The sequence below is a fragment of the Pseudoxanthomonas sp. 3HH-4 genome (assembly GCF_006716465.1).
Classification (GTDB): domain Bacteria; phylum Pseudomonadota; class Gammaproteobacteria; order Xanthomonadales; family Xanthomonadaceae; genus Pseudoxanthomonas_A.
In genome coordinates this window covers 46,774-67,611 of sequence record NZ_VFPB01000004.1, presented here as the reverse complement: position 1 = coordinate 67,611, position 20,838 = coordinate 46,774, and the positions used below count along the sequence as shown (strand labels likewise).

20 protein-coding genes and 1 tRNA gene are annotated in these 20,838 nt (G+C 68.1%); 11 read left to right on the top strand and 10 right to left on the bottom strand.

What is annotated here, in order from left to right:
- Positions 1–17 precede the first annotated feature (17 nt).
- Positions 18–473 carry a GNAT family N-acetyltransferase gene (locus tag FB548_RS12485; RefSeq protein WP_142125120.1) on the bottom strand — a complete coding sequence of 152 codons (456 nt, stop codon included), beginning with the start codon at positions 471–473 and terminating at the stop codon, positions 18–20.
- Positions 474–590: 117 nt separating this feature from the next.
- Here FB548_RS12485 and FB548_RS12480 point away from each other — a divergent pair.
- The 6 genes from FB548_RS12480 (at position 591) to FB548_RS12455 (ending at position 6,130) form a co-directional block, all read left to right on the top strand.
- Positions 591–667, top strand: a tRNA-Arg gene (locus tag FB548_RS12480).
- A 258-nt stretch (positions 668–925) separates the two neighbouring features.
- Positions 926–2,458, top strand: a complete 1,533-nt coding sequence (locus tag FB548_RS12475) for an aldehyde dehydrogenase family protein (RefSeq protein WP_142125119.1) — start codon at positions 926–928, stop codon at positions 2,456–2,458.
- A gap of 146 nt (positions 2,459–2,604) precedes the next feature.
- A complete protein-coding gene (locus FB548_RS12470; protein ID WP_142125118.1) occupies positions 2,605–2,883 on the top strand; it encodes a DUF4190 domain-containing protein in 279 nt (92 codons plus the stop codon).
- Between the two features lie 14 nt (positions 2,884–2,897).
- The gene (locus tag FB548_RS12465) at positions 2,898–3,953 is read left to right on the top strand and encodes a quinone-dependent dihydroorotate dehydrogenase (RefSeq protein ID WP_142125117.1); all 1,056 of its coding nucleotides are present in this window, start codon (positions 2,898–2,900) and stop codon (positions 3,951–3,953) included.
- A complete protein-coding gene (gene murB, locus FB548_RS12460) occupies positions 3,950–4,990 on the top strand; it encodes a UDP-N-acetylmuramate dehydrogenase (RefSeq protein WP_142125116.1) in 1,041 nt (346 codons plus the stop codon). The genes FB548_RS12465 and murB overlap by 4 nt, the downstream gene beginning before the upstream one ends.
- Positions 4,991–5,221: 231 nt before the next feature.
- Positions 5,222–6,130 carry a DMT family transporter gene (locus tag FB548_RS12455; protein WP_142125115.1) on the top strand — a complete coding sequence of 303 codons (909 nt, stop codon included), beginning with the start codon at positions 5,222–5,224 and terminating at the stop codon, positions 6,128–6,130.
- 12 nt (positions 6,131–6,142) lie between these two features.
- Here FB548_RS12455 and FB548_RS12450 read toward each other — a convergent pair whose 3' ends face one another.
- Positions 6,143–8,863, bottom strand: a complete 2,721-nt coding sequence (locus FB548_RS12450; protein ID WP_185742101.1) for a serine/threonine-protein kinase — start codon at positions 8,861–8,863, stop codon at positions 6,143–6,145.
- 95 nt (positions 8,864–8,958) lie between these two features.
- On the opposite strand from FB548_RS12450, the gene FB548_RS12445 reads away from it, so the two are divergent.
- The gene (locus FB548_RS12445) at positions 8,959–9,855 is read left to right on the top strand and encodes a GGDEF domain-containing protein (protein WP_142125113.1); all 897 of its coding nucleotides are present in this window, start codon (positions 8,959–8,961) and stop codon (positions 9,853–9,855) included.
- Between the two features lie 15 nt (positions 9,856–9,870).
- Here the strand turns inward: FB548_RS12445 and FB548_RS12440 are convergent, their stop codons facing one another.
- Positions 9,871–10,812, bottom strand: coding sequence for a DedA family protein/thiosulfate sulfurtransferase GlpE (locus FB548_RS12440; protein ID WP_142125459.1), 942 nt, complete (start codon positions 10,810–10,812; stop codon positions 9,871–9,873).
- Between the two features lie 378 nt (positions 10,813–11,190).
- Here FB548_RS12440 and FB548_RS12435 point away from each other — a divergent pair, with 378 nt between their 5' ends.
- On the top strand, positions 11,191–12,606 hold the full coding sequence (locus FB548_RS12435; RefSeq protein WP_142125112.1) for a pectin acetylesterase-family hydrolase: 1,416 nt from the start codon (positions 11,191–11,193) through the stop codon (positions 12,604–12,606).
- A 55-nt stretch (positions 12,607–12,661) separates the two neighbouring features.
- Positions 12,662–13,273: a hypothetical protein gene (locus FB548_RS12430; protein WP_142125111.1), complete on the top strand. Its 612-nt coding sequence runs from the start codon at positions 12,662–12,664 to the stop codon at positions 13,271–13,273.
- A gap of 169 nt (positions 13,274–13,442) precedes the next feature.
- Here the strand turns inward: FB548_RS12430 and FB548_RS12425 are convergent, their stop codons facing one another.
- Entirely contained in the window at positions 13,443–14,114 is a 672-nt protein-coding gene (locus tag FB548_RS12425) for a phosphatase PAP2 family protein (protein ID WP_255470567.1), read from the bottom strand.
- A gap of 4 nt (positions 14,115–14,118) precedes the next feature.
- Positions 14,119–15,384, bottom strand: a complete 1,266-nt coding sequence (gene ispG / locus FB548_RS12420; RefSeq protein WP_142125109.1) for a flavodoxin-dependent (E)-4-hydroxy-3-methylbut-2-enyl-diphosphate synthase — start codon at positions 15,382–15,384, stop codon at positions 14,119–14,121.
- 83 nt (positions 15,385–15,467) lie between these two features.
- On the opposite strand from ispG, the gene FB548_RS12415 reads away from it, so the two are divergent.
- Positions 15,468–16,703, top strand: coding sequence for an ATP-binding protein (locus FB548_RS12415; RefSeq protein WP_142125108.1), 1,236 nt, complete (start codon positions 15,468–15,470; stop codon positions 16,701–16,703).
- Positions 16,687–17,268 (top strand): response regulator transcription factor, encoded by a 582-nt coding sequence (locus tag FB548_RS12410; RefSeq protein WP_142125107.1) that lies wholly within the window; start codon positions 16,687–16,689, stop codon positions 17,266–17,268. Before FB548_RS12415 ends, FB548_RS12410 begins: the two co-directional genes overlap by 17 nt.
- A 3-nt stretch (positions 17,269–17,271) precedes the next feature.
- Here FB548_RS12410 and FB548_RS12405 read toward each other — a convergent pair whose 3' ends face one another.
- From FB548_RS12405 to FB548_RS12390, 5 genes are all read right to left on the bottom strand, one after another.
- The gene (locus FB548_RS12405; RefSeq protein WP_221625955.1) at positions 17,272–17,505 is read right to left on the bottom strand and encodes a hypothetical protein; all 234 of its coding nucleotides are present in this window, start codon (positions 17,503–17,505) and stop codon (positions 17,272–17,274) included.
- Complete coding sequence (locus FB548_RS12400; RefSeq protein WP_142125105.1) at positions 17,477–17,959, bottom strand: copper chaperone PCu(A)C; 483 nt, start codon at positions 17,957–17,959, stop codon at positions 17,477–17,479. The genes FB548_RS12405 and FB548_RS12400 overlap by 29 nt, the downstream gene beginning before the upstream one ends.
- Positions 17,956–18,111, bottom strand: coding sequence for a hypothetical protein (locus FB548_RS18800; RefSeq protein WP_185742100.1), 156 nt, complete (start codon positions 18,109–18,111; stop codon positions 17,956–17,958). Before FB548_RS18800 ends, FB548_RS12400 begins: the two co-directional genes overlap by 4 nt.
- A gap of 22 nt (positions 18,112–18,133) precedes the next feature.
- Entirely contained in the window at positions 18,134–20,335 is a 2,202-nt protein-coding gene (locus tag FB548_RS12395; protein ID WP_142125104.1) for a TonB-dependent receptor, read from the bottom strand.
- 62 nt (positions 20,336–20,397) lie between these two features.
- Positions 20,398–20,796 carry a DUF2946 family protein gene (locus FB548_RS12390; protein WP_185742099.1) on the bottom strand — a complete coding sequence of 133 codons (399 nt, stop codon included), beginning with the start codon at positions 20,794–20,796 and terminating at the stop codon, positions 20,398–20,400.
- Positions 20,797–20,838 lie beyond the last annotated feature (42 nt).

The window sequence follows — 20,838 nt, the reverse complement described above, 5'->3', positions numbered from 1 at the left end:
TGCAACTGAAACCAATACTAGAGCGTGCGCGTCATGAAAACGCTGTTCATGTCTTCCGCATAGTTACCGAAGGGCGCACAGGCGGTGAAACCAGCGCGCGCATACAGCGCGCGTGCGGGTGCGAAGTAAGCCATCGACCCGGTCTCCAGGCTGAGACGTCCGTAGCCCCGTCCGCGCGCCTCGGTCAGGATATGGTCGAGCATCCGCGTCGCCGTGCCACGACGCAGATGGGTCCGCGCCGTGCGCATCGACTTCACTTCGCCATGTCGCGCGTCCAACTGGCGCAGTGCACCGCAGCCTGCGAGAGCATCGCCATCCCAGAGCGCCCAGAAGGTGATGTCAGGCCCGCGCAATGCGTCCAGGTCGAGCGCGTGAACGCTTTCCGGTGGCGAGATACGGTGCATCCAGTCCAGGTGCTCCTGCAACAGCGCGATCACGGCGGGATGGGAGAGGTCGTCGATGCGGATATCCATGCGATCCGGGCGTACGGGGGTACCCGCCACCCTGCCATGCGGACCCTTGCCCCGCCATCCCCGCCCTGCGTGGGAGCGTCGTGCGCGAGAGCGCTTCGTGCGAGAATCGCCGCCGATGGCCCCGTAGCTCAGCTGGATAGAGCGGTCCCCTCCTAAGGGACAGGTCGTGCGTTCGAATCGCGCCGGGGTCACCATCTTCCGTCTCATGCCGACACCATGGCGCCACACCGGCCGCTCGGCGAATCGCCGAACGCCGCCATCGCCAGTCGGCGAACCGAACAAACCCCGGCAGCGGATCAACGGCTGCGCCCGCAAGCGCCTGTTTGCGCAAGAACCATTGGAAAAACACGGGCTTACGCGCGGTCCGCCCGGCCCGCTCTGGTAGAATTCCGCTCCTCTTTCGGTGCCGCGCGCCCTTCGGCGGCATCCCGCGCAATGACCCTGGAGCTTCCATGCCTGCTGACCTCCTCAAGGCCCTTGGCCTCGCCACCACCAACTCCGGCACCTACCTCGGCAGTGGCGAGTGGTCCACGACCACCGATGCCGGCCTGCTGCAGTCGATCAACCCGACCACCAACGAGGTGATCGCCGAGGTTCACGCCAGCAGCCAGGCCGACTACGAGAAGATCGTCGAACGCGCCCAAGCCGCCTTCAAGGTGTGGCGCACCACCCCCGCGCCGCGCCGCGGCGAAGCCGTGCGCCTGTGTGGCGAGGCGCTGCGCAGGCACAAGGACGCGCTGGGTTCGCTGGTCGCGCTGGAAATGGGCAAGAGCAAGCCCGAGGGCGATGGCGAAGTGCAGGAGATGATCGACATCGCCGACTTCGCCGTGGGCCAGAGCCGCATGCTGTACGGCTACACCATGCACTCCGAGCGCCCCGGCCACCGCATGTACGAGCAGTACCAGCCGCTGGGCCTGGTGGGCATCATCAGCGCGTTCAACTTCCCGGTCGCGGTGTGGGCGTGGAACTCGTTCCTGGCCGCGATCTGCGGCGACATCTGCATCTGGAAGCCGTCCAACAAGACGCCGCTCACCGCGATCGCCAGCATGAAGATCTGCAACGAGGCGCTGAAGGCCGGCGGCTTCCCGGACATCTTCTTCCTGATCAACGACGCCGGCGTCGAACTGGCGCAGCAGTTCGTCGACGACAAGCGCATCCCGCTGATCAGCTTCACCGGTTCTACCCAGGTCGGCCGCACCGTCGGCGAGCGCGTCGCCCGCCGCATGGGCCGCAGCCTGCTGGAACTGGGCGGCAACAACGCCATCATCCTGGACGAAACCGCCGACCTGAAGCTGGCGGTTCCCGGCATCGTGTTCGGCGCCGTCGGTACCGCCGGCCAGCGCTGCACCACCACGCGCCGGCTGATCGTGCACGAATCCATCTACGACAACGTGCTGGCCACGCTGGTCAAGGCGTACAAGCAGGTGGAAGGCAAGATCGGCGATCCGCTGGACCCGGCCAACCTGATGGGGCCGTTGAACAGCCAGGCCGCCGTACAGCAATTCCTGGCCTCCATCGAGAAAGCCAAGGCCAGCGGCGGCACCGTCGAAACCGGTGGCACCGCCATCGAGCGCCCGGGCAACTTCGTGTTGCCGGCCATCGTCACCGGCCTGAAGAATTCCGATGAAGTCGTGCAGCACGAGACCTTCGCCCCCATCCTGTACGTGATGAAGTACAAGACGCTGGACGAAGCCATCGACATGCAGAACGCCGTGCCGCAGGGCCTGTCGTCGTCGATCTTCACGCAGAACCTGAAGGCGGCCGAGCAGTTCCTGTCGGCGGCCGGCAGCGACTGCGGCATCGCCAACGTCAACATCGGCACCAGCGGTGCCGAGATCGGTGGCGCGTTCGGCGGCGAGAAGGAAACCGGCGGCGGGCGCGAATCCGGCTCGGACGCATGGAAGGTCTACATGCGCCGCCAGACCAATACGATCAACTACTCCGACTCGCTGCCGCTCGCTCAGGGCATCAAGTTCGACCTTTGATCCGCAAGGCAGCCGGCGTGCCCGCATGCCGGCTGCCCTGAACGGGCCAGCATCTGGGATAATCGCGCCACCTTTTACGGGCGGCGCGTTTTTTTGCCTGCCCGATCCAGCGCCATCGCCTCCCTGACCCCTGCACGGAGCCCCTGATGAACCAAGCCCGCACCACCAGCAGCCTCGCCATTGCCAGCCTCGTGTCCGGCATCCTGGGCTGGACCCTGCTGCCCTTCATCGGCACGCTCGTGGCCATCGTCACCGGCCACATGGCACGCGCCGAGATCCGCCGCAGCGCCGGTACGCTGGAAGGCGACGGCATGGCCATCGGCGGACTGATCCTTGGTTGGGTGTCGGCGCTGGTGTGGGTGGTCGGCATCGCGGTGATCTTCCTGTTCCTGGGCGGGATGGCCTGGCTGGCGACGCTGAACTGAGCCCGCCCGCCTCCATGTATTCCCTCGCCCGACCTTTCCTCTTCGGCCTCGATGCCGAGACCGCCCATGGCATGGGCCTGAAGGCGCTGGACCTTGCCTACCGCACCGGCACCACGCCGCTGGTGGCACGCCCGATCACGCCGATGCCCACCAAGCTCATGGGGCTGACGTTCCCCAATCCGGTCGGTCTGGCCGCCGGCATGGACAAGAACGGCGCGCACATCGATGCGCTGTTCGCCCTGGGTTTCGGCTTCGTCGAAATCGGCACGGTCACGCCCAAGCCGCAGCCCGGCAATCCGAAGCCGCGCATGTTCCGCCTGCCGCAGCACCAGGCCGTCATCAACCGGCTCGGCTTCAACAACGACGGCGTCGACGCGCTGATCCGCAATGTCGAAGCCGCGCGCCGCGACCGTGGCCTGCTGGGCATCAACATCGGCAAGAACAAGGACACCTCCAACGAGCGCGCCGCGTCGGACTACCTGTACTGCCTGGAGCGCGTCTATCCGCTGGCGGACTACATCACCGTCAACATCTCCTCGCCCAATACCGCCGGCCTGCGCGAACTGCAGGAGGAACAGGCGCTGCGCCAGCTGATCGGCACCCTGCGCGAGGCGCAGGAAGACCTGGCCGCGCAGCATGGCAAGCGCGTGCCGATGCTGGTCAAGATCGCGCCGGACCTGTCGGACAGCGACATCGATGCCGTGGCGCGCGTGCTGGGCGACATGCAGGTCGATGGCGTCATCGCCACCAACACCACGGTCTCCCGCCTGAGCGTGCAGGACCATCCCCATGCGCGCGAGACCGGTGGCCTGTCCGGCGCGCCGCTGATGGGCCAGGCCACGCTCGTGCTTCGTCGCCTGCGCACGCGCCTGCCGCACAGCATTCCGCTGATCGGCGTGGGTGGCATCCTGTCCGGTGCCGACGCGGTGGCGAAGATGTCCGCCGGCGCTTCGCTGGTGCAGTGCTACACGGGGCTGGTCTACCGCGGACCGGAACTGGTCCGCGAATGCGTGGAAGCCATCCGCCGCCGCCGCGAAGCGCCCAGCGGTGGTCCGGTAGCCCCGGAATGACTACCGGGTACCGCGTCACCGCGAACGCGTCATTGCGTGACCGCAACACGTTCGGCGTGCCTGCGGCGGCGCCGTGGCTGGTTGAAGTGGACGATGTCGCCGCGCTGGAAGAGGTGCTTGCGCTGCCGCAGGTCTCCGATGCGGAAACGCTGGTGATCGGTGGCGGCAGCAACCTGCTGTTCGCGGGCGATGCGCCGGGCGCGGTGATCAGCCTCGCCACCCGTTCGACCGGCATCGTGTCCGACGATGGCGAGCGCGCACGCGTGCGCGCAGATGCCGGGGTGCCGTGGCATCCGCTGGTGATGTGGACGCTGGAACAGGGCCTGTGCGGGTTGGAGAACCTGGCACTGATCCCGGGCACCGCAGGCGCGTCGCCCATCCAGAACATCGGCGCCTACGGCACCGAAGTCGGCGAGTTCATCGATATCGTCGAGGCCTTCGATCGCCACCATGGCGTGCGCGTGCGGCTGGACCGCGAAGCCTGCGCCTTTGCCTACCGCGACAGCGTGTTCAAGCACGCGCCTGATCGCTACCTGGTGACGGCGGTCGAATTCCTGCTGCCGCGCACGCCGTCCCTGCGCCTGGACTACGCCGGCATCCGTGAGGAACTCGGCGCGATGGGCATTCCCGCGCCGACCGCACGCGACGTGGGCGATGCCGTAGTCCGCATCCGGCGCCGCAAGCTGCCCGATCCGGCCGTGGTCGGCAACGCAGGCAGCTTCTTCAAGAACCCCATCGTGTCGCAGGCGCAGGCAGAAGCACTGCTTGTCGATTACCCCACCCTGCCCGTGTTCCGTGGCGATGCCGGACACAACCGCAAGCTGTCGGCGGCCTGGATGATCGAAGCCTGTGGCTGGAAGGGACATCGCGATGGCGATGCCGGCGTGTCCGCCGCGCACGCACTGGTGCTGGTCAACCATGGCGCGGCGACCGGTGCGCAGTTGCTGGCGCTGGCAAGGAAAATCGCCGCGTCGGTACAGGCGCGCTTCGGCGTGGCCATCGAGCCGGAACCTAAGCTCATCGGGGCGACCTGGTAGTCCCGGGATGATGCGCTTCAACGGCCCGGGTACTGCCCCCTCCCCCGTTCACGCGGGAGGGCCGGGGTGCGGGCCGACCGGAGCCCGTCTCCTCCTGCTCGCGCGACGGTTTCGGTCGCCGCGCCTTGTCATATCGCCACGGATCAGCGGTGGGCTCGACGTCCGTGACTTCGTTCGCCCCCATCCCATCCTTCCCCCGCACGCGGGGGAAGGGGCCGGTCCCGGCTGCTGATGCCCACCCTGCCCTCCCACTACCGCGCCGCCGTGCTGATGCTGGGCAGCACGGTGTTCTTCGCGCTGATGGTGGTGGCGATCCGCCTGGCCTCGGCCACGCTGCACACGTTCGAGATCGCGTTCTTCCGCAACTTTTTCGGGCTGCTCGCGGCGGCCCCGCTGATCCTGCGCCATGGCCCCGGATTCCTGAAGACCACCCAGTTCCCGCGCTACCTGTTCCGCTGCATGATCGGCATCTGCTCGATGCTGGCCGGCTTCTGGGCCATCGGTCACCTGCCGTTGGCACAGGCAGTCTCGCTGTCCTATTCCACACCGCTGTTCGTCACCATCGCCGCCGCCGCGATGCTCAACGAGCAGGTGCGCGCGCGTCGCTGGACGGCGGTGGTGCTCGGCTTCATCGGCGTGCTGGTGATCGTGCGGCCGGGCACCTCGGCATTCACGGCGGATGCGCTGATCGCCGTGCTGGCGGCCGTGATGAGCGCGCTGGTGGCGATCCAGATCAAGCAGCTCTCGCACACCGAACCGGCCGACCGCATCGTCATCTACACCACGCTGCTGTGGGTGCCGATGTCGCTGCTGCCTGCGCTGGCGGTGTGGGAATGGCCGCAGGGCATCACCTGGGTATGGGTGGTCGCGGCCGGCGTACTCGGCACCGGCGGCCACATGCTGTGGACGCGCGCGTTGAAACTGGGCGAAGTCTCCGCGCTGACGCCGATCAGCTTCATGCAGCTGCCGGTCGTTGCGGTGTTCGGCTGGCTGCTGTTCGACGAGACACTGGACACGTGGACGCTGCTCGGCGCCGGCATCATCTTCGGCGCCAACGCCTACATCGCCCATCGCGAAGCCGTGCTGTCGCGCCGCGCGGCGTCCGAAGCCTCCAGCTCGGCGGCCAAGCCCGGCGAGTGAGGCCGGGCGTTCTCAGGTCTGCTTGCCGGGCCGCTTTCCTTCGCGATAACGGCTGACGAATTCGGCGTCGGCGTCGCCCAGCGTGCCCGGGTCCGCCGCCAGCAACGGCGCGATGTACTGGCTGTGCAGCGCGTCGGCCTCGCCGCCCCGCCCCAGTTCACGGTAGGTGTCGATCAGGTTCCAGGCCGCCGTGCGCGTCTCGACGTGCGTCTCGCCCAGTACCGCCCGGCGCAGGTCGAACAACGTCTGGTACTCCGCCAGCGCCTCGCGCGTACGCCCGGTGATACGCAACGCTTCCGCGCGGATGACCATCGTCAGCTGTGCTTGCGGGTGCTTGTCGCCCAGCACCTTCACCGCCAGCGGCTGGATGTCGCCGAGCAGGCGCAACGCGGCTTCGGGTTGCTTCGCGTTGAGCAGCGTGCCGGCATGATTGACCAGGATCGACAGCGTGTCCGGGTGCGATGGTCCCAGCACGCGACTGCGCACAGTGATCACCTGCTCCTCGAGCGGCAACGCGGCGGCGTAGTCCTTCAGGCGCGCATGCGCGGTCGCCAGGTTGAGGCGCGTGCGAACGGTCTGCGGATGATCACGGCCCAGCACGCGTTCGCGTGCGGCCAGCGCGTCCTTCAGCAGGGGCAGCGCTTCATCGGCCTGGCCTGCGTCGACCATCATCGTGGCCAGCGTGCTGCGCGCCTGCAGGGTGACCGGGTGTTCGCTGCCCAGCTTGCGCGTGTAGCGTCCGGTCAGGTCCCGCTGCATCGCGATGGCGGCATCCTTTTCGCGATTCATGATGCGCAGGACCGCGAGGTTGCCCATCGCCGAAAGCGTTTCCTCGTGGTCAGCACCCAACGTGGCCGTGCGCAACCGGACCACCTTCTCCATGTTGGCGCGCGCCTCGGGCAGTTCGCCCAGGTTGCGCTGCACGGCGGCAAGGTCGTTGGTGGCTTCCAGCGTCGCCGGGTCGCCCTCGCCCACGCTGGCGAGCAGGCGCTCCTGCACGGCCTTCACCACGCCCTTCGCGCGCGGCCGGTCGCCACGCGCGGAGATCACCTGCGCCTGCGCGAGTTCCAGCTTCACCCGCACGCGGTCGTTGACCGGCAATGCGAACGCGCGCGGCAGCGCCTTCTGCAACACCGTCTCCGCCTGGTCGACATGGGCGCCTTCCAGCAGCGCCTGCACCTGGTCACGCCGAGCGCGCAGGGTTTCCTGTGCACCTTCGCCCAGCACCTTGCTGCGGTAGTCCGCCACATGCGCGAAGTGCGTCGCCGCCTTGTCATGGCGGCCGATGGCGGCGTACACGTGCCCCACCGACTCGCGCAGGCTGGCCGCCACGTCGGGCTGGTCGGCGAAATCACGGGCGATCGCATCCTCGGCGTTCGACAGCAACTGCCGGTCCACGAGGTCGCGCGCCAGATCGCCGGTACTGGTCTTCGCCAGCGTGGCACCGAAGGCCTCGGCCGCCGACGGATCGAGGCTGCCAACCTGCCGGACCAGGCCCTCCGACAGGCCCACGCCCATGGTCTCGATATCGATCCCTTCCAGCATCGACTGCTGGAATGCCGCCACCTTCTCCAGTTCCGCGCTGCGGGCCTCCGCGGCGCTGCGCTGCGTTTGCGCTTGCTGCAGGCCATACAGCGACAGCCCAAGACCGCCCAGCAGCGCCACCAGCGCTACACCGGTCGCGACGGCAGCGGCGCGGTGGCGGCGCAGGAACTTGCGCCACACGTAGCCACGGCTGGCGGGCACCGCGGAGACCACCCGGTCATCCAGGTAACGCTGCAGATCGTCGGCCAGGGCCGCAGCCGAATCGTAGCGGGCGTCGCGCTCGTGCTGCATGGCCTTCAGCACGATCCAGTCCAGGTCGCCGCGCAGGCGATCGCGCATCCGCGCGAGCGAAAGACCCCGCTCCTGTGCCATCTCGCGTGCCTGTTCGGCCGGCAATCCCGCCAAGCGGGACGACGGCGCGATGGCCGTGGCCGTCTCCGCGGACCAGGTCTCGCCCACGGCTTCCGGCCGCACGCCGGTCACCAGTTCGCACAGCACCACGCCGAGCGAATACACATCGCTGCGCGTATCCACTTCGCGTGGATCGCCCTGCGCTTGCTCGGGGCTCATGTACTCCGGGGTGCCCGCGCGCTCCAGCACGGCATCGCCCGCCAGCGACGCGGTGGTCGCGATGCCGAAATCGATGATCTTCGGCACCGGCCTGCCATCCAGCGTATCCACCAGCAGGTTGCCGGGCTTGAGGTCGCGATGCACCACGCCCTTGTGGTGCGCGTGCTGCACGCCCTCGCATACGCGGATCAGCAGCGCGACGCGGGCGTCCAGCGACAGGCGCTGGTCGCGGCAGTAGCGCGTGATGGGGGTGCCTTCGATCAGCTCCATCGCGAAGAACGGGAAGCCTTCTTCGGTCGCGCCGGCGTCGTAGATCTGCGCGATCGCCGGGTGGCGCATCTGCGCGAGCACCTGCCGCTCCACTTCGAAGTACGCCAGATGGCGCGCCTGAAGGCGTTGCGCGCGCATCAGCTTCAACGCCACCTCGCGGCGGACCGGTTCCAGTTGCGCCGCGCGGTAGACCTCGCCCATGCCACCCCGGCCCAGCAGGCCTTCGATGCGGTAGCGTCCCAGCCGGGCGCCCGGCGCGAGCGTCCCGTCGGGTGCGATGGCTGCGTCCTGCAGGCGCGTGGCCAGGCTCTCGGTGGGTGCGAGGTCGTCGTAAGGTTGCGATGTCATGCCACTGTCCCCGGTGCGCCCGGCCATGGTAGCGGAAGCGTGAGTTGACCGACCGATCCGTTACACTCGGACCCGCACCTGCCAGCAGCACACGCATGTCCCGGGATTTCCACGATCCGCCCACCACGCAACGGACCATCCTGAGCGATGGCCCGCGTCCGCACGCGCCGCGTTCGGCGTGCGTCGTGGTAATCCACGGCGAGGGCCTGGGGCGGCGCGCGGACATCGATGTCCAACCGGTACGCGTGGGGCGTTCGCAGGAAACCGACCTGCATATCCCGCACAACAGCGTCTCGCGCGTGCATTGCGAGATCTGGCGCGACGGCGACACCTACTGGGTCCGCGATCTCGGCGCCACCAACACCACCCGGCTCAACGACTTGCCGGTGACCGAGGCTGCGCTGGTGGACGGCGACCACATCACGCTGGGCGAAAGCATCCTCAAGTTCATCAGCCACAGCAGCGTGGAAGCGCGCTACCACGAGGAGATCTACCAGCTCGCCACCCACGATGCCCTGACGGAGATGTACAACCGCCGTCACTTCATCGAAACGGTGGAGAAGGAAATCGCGCGCGCCATGCGGCACCAGCGCGCGTTGACGATGTGCATCATCGACGTGGACCTGTTCAAGCCGATCAACGACCGCTACGGCCACATCTCCGGCGACCTCGTGCTGAAGCAGATCGCCACCCTCGTGCGCCGGCACGTGCGCAACGACGACGCCGCGGCGCGGATCGGCGGCGAGGAGTTCGCCGTGCTGCTGCCCGAGTGCGGGCCCGAGGCCGCCTACGGCTTCGCCGAGCGTCTGCGCGAGGCGGTGGAGGCGGTTGTGTTCCGGCCCGGTGGTGAAGCCCAGCGGATCACCGTCAGCATCGGCATCGCCGCGCTGACGCCTGATCGCGACACCGTGAGCCGCATGATGGCCGCCGCCGACGCGGCGCTGTACCGCGCCAAGAGCGAAGGCCGCAACCGGGTGTGCATCGAGCACTGATCCCGGCGTGCAGGCTCAGCCGCCGATGCGCTCCACCCGGTAGCCCGCGCTCCTCCAGGCATCGATACCGCCCCGCAGCGGCACCACATCGCGGAAGCCTGCTTTGCGCAGCTTGGCCGCCATCCACGCGGCCGACACCTCGTCGGGACAAGCGCAGTAGATGACGATCTTCCCCTCGCGCGGATACGTGGCCAGGATGACGTCGAGCTGGCGTTCGTCCGCGAACACCGCGCCCGGAATGACGTAGGGGTCCACGTCACGGAAACCGGGTGCACGGATGTCGAACACCACCGGCGGCGGGCCCGCCTGGACCAGTGCCTCCAGTTCCGGCGGATCGATCCGCGCCGCTTCCAGCGACCTCAACAGCGAACGCCGACGCCACCAGCGCCAGCCCACATAGGCCGCGAGCAGCGCGCCGATGACCACGCCTGCACCGGTACCCAGCTGCGACAACGTGTCGATGACCGTTTCCACCTGGGGAGCGAACACCACGCCCAACCCCAGACCCAGTGCGGCCCACAGCGTCGCACCCAGTCCGTCATAGCGCAGGAACGGCGGCAACCGCACCTGCATGGCGCCCGCCAGCGGCACGGACACCATCGACAACCCCGGGATGAACTTCGCCACCGACAGGATGCGGATGCCGAAACGGCCGTAGAAGCGCTCGGTGCGCTTCATGCAGGTGTCGCGCGACAGCGACAGCCGGCACAGCGACTGCAGGGTTCGGTTGCCGTAGCGGCGGCCCGCGTAGAACCAGACGCCATCGCCGATCAGGCTGGCCAGCACGGAGACGGCCAGCACGCCCAGCAGCGGCAGCCACATCGTCTCCGGCTGCAACGCCAGGCCGGCGCCGACGAGGATCAAGGTCGGCATGGCAGGCACAGGCAGCCCGAGCGACAGCGCTAGCACATTGGCGAACACCAGCAGCACGCCGTATCGGTCGACCAGTTCCTGCATTGCCATCCCCGGAGTCCACGCCGCGTTCCGCGGCGGGTGTCGGCATGTTCGATCCACGGGCGCCGGGCGACAAGGCGCCTGCCCGCAACGATCCGTTGCCGGCCGCGATAGCGCACGCCGGTACAACGCCGCATGTACGTGCTGCGACGCGGGATCCCTCCGTTTACCTGGCCGGCCGCGCGGCATACGAAGGGGGGTATCGCGGCCAATGTCGGGGGCCGCGGCAGCCAAAGCCGGCGCCATCACATGGACTTAATCCCGTCGCGGGACGGGCGTCCCACCATCCGCCCCTGTACGGTCGTCGCCCCCACGCGTGCCGCACGCCAAGGCAGTCCATCCCGTTGAACGTCCACCTGACTCTCGCCGGAGGATCCGATCATGGTTGCACCCGTACGACCCGCACGCCTGCCCCTCGTCCTGGCGGCCGCCAGCTTCACCCTGCTGGTGGCAGCGCCATTGAAAGCCGAGGAAGGCGACTACAGCTTCTGGCAGACCCTGGTGAACCTGGTCTCGCCACCCAAGGCAGACAACAAGGTCACCGCCGCACAGCGCACCGGCACCTATCCGTTGCTGGCCAATCCGTCCGGATTCAATGACGGCTTCCAGCCCGGCCGCTACGACGCATGGCAGACCGTCCAGCTGGCACCGCAGACCGGCGCGGTGTGCGGCGACGGCTCGCCGTTCAAGTTCTTCGTGAATCGCGTGGCAGACACGCGCAACACCATCATCTACATGGAAGGGGGAGGCGCCTGCTGGGACTACGCCAGCTGTAGCGGTCAGAGCGGTATCCGCGGCGCGCGCAATCCGAATGGCATCCCCGACGACTACATGAGCCTGCTCAATCCCGGTGCCAGCCTGGTCAGCCCGTTCGTCACCCGCGTAAGCCCGTTCGATGCGGTGAAGACGCAGGACTGGAACATGGTCTACGTGCCCTACTGCACCGGCGACATCTACAGCGGCGACCGCGTCGCGGTCTACAACGACCCGAGCGGCCAGAACACGCCGCTGGTCTGGCACCACAACGGGGTACGCAACGTGCGCGCAGTGGTCGGCTGGTTGAAGGACAACCTCCCGCGGCCCACGCAGATGCTGTCCACCGGCTGCAGCGCAGGCGGTGCGGGCAGCCTGACCAGCTACCATCCGCTGCGTCGCGACATGGCGCCCACGCGCAGCTTCCTGATCAACGACTCCGGCCCGATCTTCCCCACGCTGAAGAACGGCAATCCGGTGGACTATCCCTCGCAACCGCTGATGGCGCTGATCCGCAGCGCCTGGGGCCTGGACCAGCCCAACGGGCCCCTGCCCTACCTCGCCAGCGGCCTGCCACAGTTCGATCTCAACGAACTCGGCACCCTGTACCCGGCCCTCTCCAGCAAGTACGTGAACGACCGCCTGGGCCACACGCACTTCTGGAAAGACCTCAACTACTCGTCCTATTCCTACGAACGGTTCTACCCCGACATCGCGAATGCGCCGGACCAGGCGACCAAGGAGGCGCGCATCCATGCACGCTGGGACGTCGATACCGCACGCCTGCGCGACCGCCTGAACACGTTGAACAACGTCGGTGGCTACTTCCCGCAGTACCGCGCGCTCAACGAGAGCCACTGCACCACCATCGTCGATTTCAAGAACGCCGACGTGCAGGCGCAGAACCTGGAACTGAAGCACTTCATCGACAGCGTGCTCGATGGCCAGGGCAAGGTGATCGATGCCAGCGAACAGGACGACAAGGCCGACAAGGCCAAGCCCTTCAACCTCCTGTACTGGCTGGTGGACCAGTTGATGGGCTGAGGCCGATGTCCGGGGCCGCCCTGCCGCGGCGGCCCCGGCGTGCGAGGGATACTGCATGAAGAAGCTGCTGATACTGCTGGTGCCTTGCCTGGTCTTCGTGGCGGCCGTGCTGTGGTGGAAGCGCGATGCCGCGGGCATGCCGTCGGACGCACGACGCCCGCAGGCCGAAGTGCCTGATGCCTCTTCATCGGCACCGTCGTCGTTGCAAGCCACGCCACAGGCGCAGGCGCACCGCGAACGCCAGCGCTTCGAGGCTGATGCGAAGGATTTCTTCGCGCGCGCCCCTTCGCTGCGGGCGGTGGAGGGCAGCGAGCGTGCCGGCAGGCTGTCGCGACAGATCGACCGCTATGAGGCAGAGGACGGCCTGTCCGCGGGAGAAGCGCTGCTGCTGCGCACTGCGCTTGTGGAAGCGACCGTCGACGACCCGGTGCGTCAGGCGGAAGAAGTCGCGGCCATCGCCGACCGTTACCGCGCTCACGCCGACCAGCGCATGGCCGCTTTCGCCGCGCAGCAGCGCAACGACCCCCGCTTCCAGTCCTACAAGGCGCGCGAAGCGCAGGTCGTCTCCGAGGTCATGGCCGCCACCACGATTCCCGCCGGACTCACCCGCGACCAGTACCTGCGGCAGCGGTTGCAGCAAGAGCGCGAGCGGGCGTATGCGCCGTAGGATTGCGCTTCTGTAGGAGCGACGTGAGTCGCGACCGCACACCGTCAGCGTCATGATCCATGCCGTGCATTTCGTAGCGTCGGAACCACCCTGGTCTTTCGTCTGAGGACCGGGGCTTGTCGCTGCTGCAGTCGCGACTTACGTCGCTCCTACATGAAGTGCGGCGCAATCACCGCACCTGCCACGGCCGCTCGCGGATGCGGTACAGCACCAGGTAAACGCCCGAGACCCAGGCGATGCCTGCAGCCCAGCCGCCGAGGATGTCGGACGGATAATGCACGCCCAGGTAGATGCGTGAGGCGCCGACGGTCAGCGTGAACAGCACGGCCAGCCCGGCCACCAGCCAGCGGAAACGGGTATGCCAGCACAGCAGCACGACCGCCATCGCCAGCGTCGCCGACCCCATCGCGTGGCCGCTGGGGAAGCTGAAGGTGTGCTCCGGCGCGATGGGCTCCCACAGGCTGGGACGGTCACGCTGGAAGAACTGCTTGGTGGCCAGGTTCAGCAGGGCCGAGCCGGCGAAAGACACCCCCGCGAAGGTGGCCTCGCGCCAGCGCCTTGCGATCAGTAGGGCCATGGTCAGCGCGATATCGACGGGCACAACGCCCCATTGGTAACCGATCGCCGACATCAGGACGAAGAACCGGTCCAGCGCAGGGCCGGCCAGCGCGTGCGCACGCCACAGCAGCGGATCATCGAAGTAGAAGGCCTCGAGCTCGTGCACTTCGTCGGCCAGTTCGACGAACAGCCACAACGGCGCCAGCAGGCAGAGGAACAGCAGGACCAGGCGCCCGCCGTGTTCGCGGAACAGGCCGGCGATGAAGCGCCGGCCGTTCGCCAGCGTGTCAGCCGGCAGCACGCGCGTACTTGGCCTCGACATAGTCGTCGATCAGGGCGACGAACTCGTGCGCGATGTTCTCGCCGCGCAGGGTGATCTTCTTCTCGCCATCGACGAAAACCGGCGCCGCCGGTGCTTCGCCCGTACCCGGCAGCGAGATGCCGATGTTGGCGTGGCGCGACTCACCCGGCCCGTTCACCACGCAGCCCATCACCGCCAGCGTCATGTTCTCGGCGCCGGGATGGGTGACCTTCCATTCCGGCATCTTGCCGCGCACGTGCTCCTGCACGACCTTGGCCAGTTCCTGGAAGAATTCGGAGGTGGTGCGGCCGCAGCCGGGGCACGCGGTGACCATCGGCGTGAACGCACGCAGGCCGGTGGTCTGCAGCAGTTCCTGCGCCACGATGACTTCCTGCGTGCGGGACTGCCCGGGTTCCGGCGTCAGCGAGATGCGGATGGTGTCGCCGATGCCTTCCTGCAGTAACACCGCCAGCGCGGCGCTCGAGGCGACGATGCCCTTGCTGCCGATGCCGGCCTCGGTCAGGCCCAGGTGCAGGGCGAAGTCGGTACGGCTGGCCATGTCGCGGTAGACGGCGATCAATTCCTGCACGCCGCTGACCTTGGCCGACAGCACGATGCGGTCGCGCGGCAGGCCGATCTCGACGGCACGTTCGGCCGAATCCACCGCCGAGCGGATCAGCGCCTCGCGCAGCACGCGGCCGGCATCCCATGGCGTCTCGCGCGTGTGGTTCTCGTCCATCAGCTGTGCGGCCAGCGCCTGGTCCAGCGAGCCCCAGTTCGCACCGATGCGCACCGGCTTGCCGTAGCGGATGGCGAATTCGATCAGCTGCGCGAACTGGGTGTCGCGCTTCTTGCCGAACCCGACGTTGCCCGGATTGATGCGGTACTTGGCCAGCGCCTCGGCACAGGCCGGTTCGCCCGCCAGCAGCTGATGGCCGTTGTAGTGGAAGTCGCCGATCAGCGGCACCGACACGCCCATCATCTCAAGCTTGTCGCGGATGCGTGGGATGGCGGCGGCGGACTCGGGATTGTTGACGGTCAGCCGGACCATCTCCGAGCCGGCGCGCCAGAGTTCGGCCACCTGCTTCACGCTGCCGGCGATGTCGGCGGTGTCGGTATTGGTCATCGACTGCACCACCACCGGGCGGCCGCCGCCGACGACGGCGTTGCCGATCTGGACAGCCTGGGTGATGCGGCGCGGCCAGGGCGCGGCGTCGGTGGGGGGCGTGGGGCGGGTGACGGCGTCGTGCATGCGGGCATTGTAGCGTGGGCGCCCGTCCCGCCTGCGACGCGATGCCGCAGGCCGCCCGGACTCGCTTGCACTAGCATGTCGCCATGCCCAATACCCTCTTCATCACCACGCCGTCGTTCCTGCGCACGCTGTGCAACCTGCGCTGGGTGGCCATCGTGGGCCAGGCGGTGACGGTACTGGTGGCGCTGGGCCCGCTCGGCATCGCCCTGCCCCGCTGGCCGTTGTGGGGCGGTATCGGCGCGCTTGCGCTGTTCAACGTCTACGCCACGTGGCGCAGCCATCGCCCCGGAGAGGAGGCGCCGGCCGAGGCTTTCGCCCACATGCTGGTGGACGTGGCGGTGCTGTCCTGGCTCGTCGCCTGGAGCGGCGGCATCGGCAACCCGTTCAGCTCGATGTTCCTGCTTCTGATCGCCGTCTCCGCCCTGGCCCTGCCGTTGCGCTGGGTACTGGCCACCGGGGTGGCCTGCCTGCTCGGCTACATTCTGACGGCGGTGTTCGGACGCCCCTTGCCGCACCTGCATGGCAACAGCTTCAACGTGCATCTGTGGGGCATGGCGGTGAACTTCGTGCTGTCGGCCGGCGTGGTGCTGTACTTCTCCACGCGGTTGGTGGCCGCGCTGCGCTTGCGCGAACAGGAACTGGCCCGTCTGCGCGAGCGCTTTGCGCGCAACGAGGGCATCGTGGCGCTGGCTACGCACGCGGCAGCGGTCGCGCACGAACTCAATACCCCGCTGGCGACGATGACGTTGCTGACCGAGGACATCCGCGAGCATGCGAGCGAACCCGACATCCGCGAGGACGCCGGTACCATGCGCCAACTGATCGACCTGTGCCGCGACCGCGTGCGCGCGCTCGCCGCGTCGGCCGACATGGGCGTGCGCCAGCGCGTCGACCTGGACGAGGTCGCGCAGCGCTGGCAACTGGTCCGCCCCACGGTGGAACTGCAGCGCACCGGCGCGCTGCCGCCATGGCTGGCGACCGACGCCTCCACCGGCCACCTGCTGCAGGCGCTGCTGAACAATGCCGCCGACGCCAGCCGCCAGGCGGGCTCGCAGCGCGTGGACCTGGACCTGCGCTGCGAGGGCAACGAACTGGTGGGCACCGTGCGCGATTACGGCAATGGCTTCCACGAGGCTCTGCCGTTCCAGTCCGAACAGCTTTTCCGCACCAGCAAGCCCGAAGGCATGGGCGTGGGCCTGGCCCTGTCGCATGCCACCATCGAACGGCTGGGTGGGCGCATGACCATGCGCGCCGTGCCGCCGAAGGGCGTGCAGGTGCAGTTCCGCCTGCCGGTGGCGGCCCATGACGAAACTCCTTGACGAGAAACATCCGATGAAAGGCCTGCTAGTCGACGACGACGAACTGTATGCGCGCACACTGCAGCGCAGCCTGGCGCGCAAGGGCATCGAGACCGAAATCGCGCTGGATGCCGCCAGCGCGATTGCGCGGGCACGCGAGTACCAGCCCGACTTCGCCCTGGTCGACTTGAAGCTCGGCAGCGATTCCGGCCTGGCCCTGATCGAGCCATTGCGTGCGCTGCGCGCCGACATGCAGATCCTGCTGGTAACCGGTTACGCCAGCGTCGCCACCGCCGTGGAGTCGATCAAGCGCGGCGCGGACGATTACCTGCCGAAACCGGCGACGGTGCCGACCATCCTGCGTGCGCTTGGGCTGGAAGCGCCCGCCGCTGCGGAAGACACCAGCGCCACCGACGACACCATGACCCCGCTCAGCCGGCTGGAGTGGGAACACATCCAGCAGGCGCTCGCCGAAACCGAAGGCAACATCTCCGCCGCCGCACGCCTGCTGGGCATGCACCGGCGATCGCTGCAGCGCAAGCTGGCCAAACGACCGGGGCCCGAACGGCGCTGGATCGACGAGTAGCCGTCAGCGTGACGGCTCGCGGTCCGGATCGACCGTCGCCCCGACGCCCACGCCTGCGCCGCGCGCACCACCGCCACCACCCTGGCGTCCCCCGCCTTTCGCGCCATCGCCCTTGCCCTTGGCCGCGACCGATCGCGCCGGTCCCTGGCGGGGAACCAGCAGCGACGACGCGATCGGTTCCAGGTCCAGCGCGCGCAGGTCGCGCACGTCAGTGATGCGGCGATGCGCCCGACGCACTGAGCGGCCGGACCTCGAACGTGACGGGTACGCGTCCGGCACGTTCGAAGACCAACGTGGCTTCCACGTGTTCGCCCGCCTGCAGCGGACGCTGCGGCTGGATGAACATCAGGTGGTGACCGCCCGGCTGCAGTTCGACCGTGGCACCGCCAGGCAGCGGCAGGCCGTCGGCCAGTTCGCGCATGCGGGCCACGCCACCCTCGTCCCGCATCGCGTGGATCTCTATCCGCTGCGCCAATGCACTTTCGACCGCCAGCAGCCTGTCGTCGCCCGACGATGGATTCTGCAAGGTGAGGAAGCCGCCCACGACAGGCGCACCGGGCGGCGTCTCGCGCAACCAGGGTGACGCCACGGAGATGCCGCTGGCATGTCCGCCGTCACCGGCAGCACCTTGCGGCGTGGGCTGGCATGCCGCCAGCAGCAGGGCCAGCAGGCTGGCAAGAGGAAGTTTCATGTCGTCGTCTCCATATCGGATGCGGATGAAGGGGTGTCGAACAACGTCAGCGGACGTGCGGCCACGGCCGCCCGTGCGAGCCACTGAAGGCCGAGCGCGGATGCCCACGCGATCAGCCAGCTGCCAACACCGAGGAAGAAGATCGTGCTCATGGGAATCTCCTGGTCGCCGCACTCAAAAGGTCTTGCGCAGCACGACGTCCCAGCTGCGCGGATCGCCAAGGTAGGCCATCGTGCTGCCCAGCGCGTACACCACGTGGGTGCGGTCGCCGAGGTTGCGGCCACGAATGGTCAGCTCCGTGCTGGCGTTCCACTTGAAGCCCAGGTGCGCGCCCCAGGTGGCATAACCGGCGGTCCACAGCGTGTTGGCGGCGTTGGCGTAGCGCGATGAGACGCCGCGGACATCCAGGCCCGCCGACCAGCGCGGGCCGAACGCGTAGTCCACCCACAGGTTGCCCACGCGCGAGGGCGTGTTGGTGGGGCGATTGCCGGCGCGCGACACCGGCACGCCGCCGACGTTTTCGTAGAAATCATCGAGCGTGGCATCCACCCAGGCCAGGTTGCCCTCGACCTTCAGCGCCTCCAGCGGTCGCCAGCCGAACGTCGCTTCGATGCCCCGCGAGGACTGCTGGCCCACCGGCAGCGTCTGCCCCGGATTGGCGGGATCGGTGATGGCGAGGTTCCGCCGTACGATGCGATACGCGGCCAGCGTGGCGAAATGGCGCGCGTCGCGTGACTGGAGCTTCGCGCCAATCTCGCCCTGCCGTCCCGTGGTCAGATCGAAATCGCGCAGCGTGGCGAAGTTGGCGGTGCTGAGGATGCCCGCAGGCGGATCGGCCGCGGTGCTGTACTGCGCATACACGCTCGCCTGCGGCGCGATGGCCCAGTTCAGCGCGACACGTCCCGTGGTGGGCGTGTACTCGCGCTCGAAGCGCGCGGGATTGGTGGCGGTGACCGCGCGGTGGTTCACTACATCCAGCACGATGCGGTCGCGGCGCAGTCCGGTCAGCAGCGACAGCGAAGGCGTCAGCTCGGTCAGGTTCTCCAGGTACAGCGCCTGCGTGTGCAGCCGGTTGGTGCGGTCGGGCGTGTAGACGATCGAGGTGCCGGGCACGTCGAGGAAGTGTCCCGGCGTCACGGCGTCGAGCGGCACGGTGTCCACCGTGGCCGACAGCGACAACGGAAAGCGCGTCTGCCGGTTGTAGCTGACATCCAGACCCGTCGCCCATTGCGTCGGCAGGCCCAACAGCATGCCATCGTGGCTCCACTCCAGCCGGTTGCCGTAGACCTGCTGGTCGTGCCGTTGCAGCAGCGTGCCGGAGCGGATGACGCCATCGTTGTCGACCGTCAGGCGATAGCTCTCGACGTTGCGGTAATCGCGCAGGGCGTCGTAGTGGTAGACCGTGTTGCGCACGGTGTCGTGCTCGCCCGGCGTCCACTCCAGCAGCGAGCGCGCCCATCGTACGTCCTGCCCGTAGTAGCCATCCGCTACGTTGTAGTTGTGACCGATGGTCTGCGGCAGCACCGACAGACGGCCGGTCGCCGGCTGGCGCACGGGCGTGCCCCAGTAGGGACGATGGCTGTCTTCCTGCTGGTATTCGACGGCCAGCGTGTGGCGAAGCGTGGGCGCCCATTGCACCAGCCACGATGCGGCCAGCGTCGACGCCTCGCGTTCCTGGCCATCGATCCAGCTCTCGGCATCGCGCGTGCTGGCGTCGATCCGGATCGCCTGGCGTGCAGCCTCGCCGTCGATGCGAAGATTGGCGCCCATTGCCAGCGTGCCGTCGCGGAATGAGCCCCACGACGCCTGCACCGCGGCTTCGTCGCGATCCAGCCGCGCCAGCCGCGTGACGTAGTTGATCGTGCCGCCGACCGCACCGGCACCGTACAGGAAACTCGACGGACCGCCGATGGCTTCCACCCGCTCGTACTGCCACGCATCGACCGGTCGCGCGGCGATGCTGGCGTACTGCACGTCGATGCCGTTGAACAGCTGGGTGATCTGGCTGCCGGAAAAACCACGGTAGGTCACCGCATTGCCGTTACCGGGCGGCGAAGCCACGGTCAAGCCCGGGATACCGGCCAGGGCTTCCTGCGTGGTACGCACGCCACGGGCGTCCAGCGTGCCGCGGTCGATCACCGTGACGGACGCCGGCGTTTCCATGACGCTGAGTGAAAGCCGCGTGCCGGTGCCGGCCGCCTGTTCGAGGTCGGCCTTGTGGCCTTTGACTTCGATCGTATCGAGCTGGGTGGCGCGGGAACCATCGGGCGGCGCGACGCTGTCTGCCGCATGGGCGGAAAAGGAAAGCGAGAGAGCCGCGGCGACGGCCACGGACAGGCATGACGCACGCGGCGCCACGCAGACAAACAGGGACATGGGAACTCCAAAGCACAAGGACACGGCGCGCGGGCCGCACGATCAACGGAAGGTCTTGTGGTTCAGAGCAGGATGGGCGGCCCTTGCCCGCCAAGACCCCGCAGGCGCAGCCGCCTGGCGTGTGGAAGCGCTACAGCGCGTGTGATGACGTGCCCGGAGAGACGCGGGAACAGCAACGCGATGCAGAGCAGCAGCAACGGCAGCGCAGCGGCCAACGTGCAATACGCGCAATCGGCGCCCATCGGCATGCCGGCAGGCGATGGCGATTTTTCGACCGGAGATTCCGCGCGGGTGTCGACCCACTTGATGCCATCGGTGGTGCACAGCTCGGTCCAGCCGGTCAGCACCTGCGTGCCGGCGCTGGCCACCCAACGCGTGACCGACGGCGCGAACGCCATCAGCAGCGCCGCCAACAGGGCCAGCTGCAGCATCGGTCGGAGGAAGGCGTGCGATCGGATCACGGCTGACATTCTAGTCGCAGCGGCGCGGAGGGGTCAGGTGCG

Coding starts and splice junctions, on each gene's coding strand:
- FB548_RS12485 (WP_142125120.1), bottom strand. CDS start 473: ATGGATATCCGCATCGACGACCTCTCCCATCCCGCCGTGATCGCGCTG.
- FB548_RS12475 (WP_142125119.1), top strand. CDS start 926: ATGCCTGCTGACCTCCTCAAGGCCCTTGGCCTCGCCACCACCAACTCC.
- FB548_RS12470 (WP_142125118.1), top strand. CDS start 2,605: ATGAACCAAGCCCGCACCACCAGCAGCCTCGCCATTGCCAGCCTCGTG.
- FB548_RS12465 (WP_142125117.1), top strand. CDS start 2,898: ATGTATTCCCTCGCCCGACCTTTCCTCTTCGGCCTCGATGCCGAGACC.
- murB (WP_142125116.1), top strand. CDS start 3,950: ATGACTACCGGGTACCGCGTCACCGCGAACGCGTCATTGCGTGACCGC.
- FB548_RS12455 (WP_142125115.1), top strand. CDS start 5,222: ATGCCCACCCTGCCCTCCCACTACCGCGCCGCCGTGCTGATGCTGGGC.
- FB548_RS12450 (WP_185742101.1), bottom strand. CDS start 8,863: ATGACATCGCAACCTTACGACGACCTCGCACCCACCGAGAGCCTGGCC.
- FB548_RS12445 (WP_142125113.1), top strand. CDS start 8,959: ATGTCCCGGGATTTCCACGATCCGCCCACCACGCAACGGACCATCCTG.
- FB548_RS12440 (WP_142125459.1), bottom strand. CDS start 10,812: ATGCAGGAACTGGTCGACCGATACGGCGTGCTGCTGGTGTTCGCCAAT.
- FB548_RS12435 (WP_142125112.1), top strand. CDS start 11,191: ATGGTTGCACCCGTACGACCCGCACGCCTGCCCCTCGTCCTGGCGGCC.
- FB548_RS12430 (WP_142125111.1), top strand. CDS start 12,662: ATGAAGAAGCTGCTGATACTGCTGGTGCCTTGCCTGGTCTTCGTGGCG.
- ispG (WP_142125109.1), bottom strand. CDS start 15,384: ATGCACGACGCCGTCACCCGCCCCACGCCCCCCACCGACGCCGCGCCC.
- FB548_RS12415 (WP_142125108.1), top strand. CDS start 15,468: ATGCCCAATACCCTCTTCATCACCACGCCGTCGTTCCTGCGCACGCTG.
- FB548_RS12410 (WP_142125107.1), top strand. CDS start 16,687: ATGACGAAACTCCTTGACGAGAAACATCCGATGAAAGGCCTGCTAGTC.
- FB548_RS12400 (WP_142125105.1), bottom strand. CDS start 17,959: ATGAAACTTCCTCTTGCCAGCCTGCTGGCCCTGCTGCTGGCGGCATGC.
- FB548_RS18800 (WP_185742100.1), bottom strand. CDS start 18,111: ATGAGCACGATCTTCTTCCTCGGTGTTGGCAGCTGGCTGATCGCGTGG.
- FB548_RS12395 (WP_142125104.1), bottom strand. CDS start 20,335: ATGTCCCTGTTTGTCTGCGTGGCGCCGCGTGCGTCATGCCTGTCCGTG.